The 2521-nt window shown below is 57.3% G+C and carries 3 protein-coding genes; all 3 read left to right on the forward strand.

Annotated elements, in window-relative coordinates:
- Positions 1–135 precede the first annotated feature (135 nt).
- Complete coding sequence (plsX, locus tag ACOVRA_RS12825) at positions 136–1209, forward strand: phosphate acyltransferase PlsX (protein ID WP_421720637.1); 1074 nt, start codon at positions 136–138, stop codon at positions 1207–1209.
- A 5-nt stretch (positions 1210–1214) separates the two neighbouring features.
- A complete protein-coding gene (locus tag ACOVRA_RS12830) occupies positions 1215–2201 on the forward strand; it encodes a beta-ketoacyl-ACP synthase III (protein WP_421720638.1) in 987 nt (328 codons plus the stop codon).
- Between the two features lie 115 nt (positions 2202–2316).
- The coding region (locus tag ACOVRA_RS12835; RefSeq protein ID WP_421720639.1) for an HU family DNA-binding protein at positions 2317–2521 on the forward strand (205 nt) is incomplete at its 3' end.

A 2521-nucleotide genomic window follows, 5' to 3' on the forward strand; every position in this document is an offset into this window, starting at 1 on the left:
GGAAACTGCAGCGATTTAACCAGAATCGTCTGAATAATGTCATGGAGTTTCGCCAGTTTGGTGGGTAATGCCGCCTCGCAGCGCTGACTGGTTCGGTCGGCTATAGGCGCAGGGGCAAACGCCCAAGGAGACGGGATGACACATGGCTTAATGCTATCGATCGACGCCATGGGCGGGGATCACGCACCAGATTCAATCCTTGCCGGAGTGAATCAATTTGCGCAGGACAACCCGAAAGCCCGCTTTATCCTGCATGGCGATCAAGCTGCCTTAGACCGCCTGTTGGCAGATTTGCCTGCTGCAAAAGCCGCCAGCGACGTGCGCCACACGCCGGACATCGTTCCGATGGATGCCAAGCCCAGCCAAGCCATGCGCAAGAAGGGCACCAGCATGTGGAATGCCATTGCCTCGGTGAAGGCTGGCGAGGCTGCAGCTGTCGTGTCGGCTGGTAATACGGGCGCTTTGATGGCTGTTGCGCATTTGCAATTGCGCACGATGGAGGGGCTGCACCGCCCCGCGATTACAGCCTCGTGGCCTACGCCCAAGGGGCAATGCGTCGTGTTGGATGTGGGCGCGAACGTGGATTCAGATCCCGATCAATTGGTGGACTTTGCCATTATGGGCGAGGCTTTTGCCAAGGCGCTTTATGGGTTGGAGCGGCCAAAGATAGGTCTCCTGAATGTCGGCTCAGAAGAGGTGAAGGGCCATGAAGATATTCGCGAAGCCATGCGCTTGTTACGTCTCTATGGTGCCAGTCTGAACCTTGATATCCATGGCTTTGTCGAAGGCAATGATATTTCGATGGGCAAGACGGACGTGGTTGTCACCGATGGCTTCACTGGCAATATTGCCTTGAAGACTGCCGAAGGGGCAGCCCGTCTGGTTGGTGCGTTTTTGAAAGAGGCCCTGACCTCAAGCCCGCTTGCGATGGCGGGGGCGCTCTTGGCTTCTTCGGGGCTGAAAAAGCTGAAAGATCGGATGGACCCCAGCAGCTCTAATGGCGGGGTGTTTCTGGGCCTCAATGGTCTCGTCATCAAATCCCATGGCGGCACCGATGCGCGTGGGTTTGCCAATGCGATGGCCGTGGGCGCGCGCTTGGCGTCGAGCTCTTATATGACCCAAGTGGCCGATAATTTATTGCGCCTATCTGCGGCACGCGCTGCGGCGCAAACGCCCGTGCAACCCGCTGCTGCGGTCGAGGAGGCTTAAGCGCGATGGCATACGGTTCAGGCCTGATGCGGTCGGTCTTTCTGGGTAGTGGCGCGATGACGCCAGAGCGCATTGTGACCAATGCCGAACTCGAAACCATGATCGAAACCAGCGATGCTTGGATTCAAGAACGGACCGGGATTGCCCAACGCGCGGTGGCTGGGCCGCTAGAGACGACAGCGACTTTGGGTACCGAAGCGGCTCGTCGTGCTTTGGCAGACGCTAAACTCAGCCCTGCCGACATTGACTTGATCGTTTGTGCGACCTCAACGCCCGATCGCACCTTTCCCGCCACCGCGACCTTAATCCAAGCAGAACTGGGCATTCCGGTGGCCATTGCTTTTGACGTGCAAGCGGTCTGCTCTGGATTCGTTTATGCGCTGTCGGTTGCCGATGCCATGGTGCAGACGGGCCAGGCCAAGACGGCCTTGGTGATTGGGGCAGAAACATTTTCCCGCATCTTGGATTGGTCTGACCGCACAACGGCCGTTCTATTCGGTGACGGGGCTGGGGCGATGATTATCGGGGCTGTACCAGTCGAAGAAGCGGGTGGTCGCGGGGTCCTCGCTCATGCGCTGCGGGCCGACGGTCGTCACGCTGACTTGCTCTATGTTGACGGCGGGGCCTCCCAAGGCGGCCGTATTGGCAAGCTCAAAATGCAGGGCCAAGCCGTGTTTCGCCACGCGGTTGGCAATATTTCTGAAGCAATTGCAGCATGTTGCGCGAAAGCTGGTGTTGAGGTTGCCGATATTGACTGGTTCGTGCCCCATCAGGCTAACCGCCGAATTCTGGAAGGCGTCGCCCGCCGCATGGGCTTGGACGAGCACAAAGTGATCACGACAGTTACCCTGCACGGTAACACCTCTGCGGCCTCCGTTCCGCTGGCTTTTGAGGTCGCACGCCAAGATGGCCGCATCAAAAAGGGTGATTTGGTGCTTTTAGAAGCCATGGGTGGCGGTTTTACATGGGGTGCGTCGCTTATCCGGCTGTAAGGGGACTGGACGTATTGTAAAATAGGGGTTTAATGCGATTGTAGCTAATAGGGAGACCGGATGGACGCACCACAAAGTGGGCGGACTTCGGGAAAGCCAATGAGGGGGGCAAGACGTGGGTAAAACGCTAACTCGCGCAGATTTAATTGACGCTTTAGGGCGTGAAGTAGGTTTGTCGCGGAATGATTGTTCAGATTTGCTGGAATCCATGTTGGAGCATTTGGCCAAAACCCTAGAACGGGGCCAGCTGGTAAAGCTCGCTCGCTTTGGCAATTTCAGTGTTAGAGCCAAGCGCCCCCGAATCGGGCGAAACCCAAAGA

It is taken from the genome of Aquidulcibacter sp. (assembly GCF_049239865.1).
GTDB lineage: Bacteria > Pseudomonadota > Alphaproteobacteria > Caulobacterales > Aquidulcibacteraceae > Aquidulcibacter.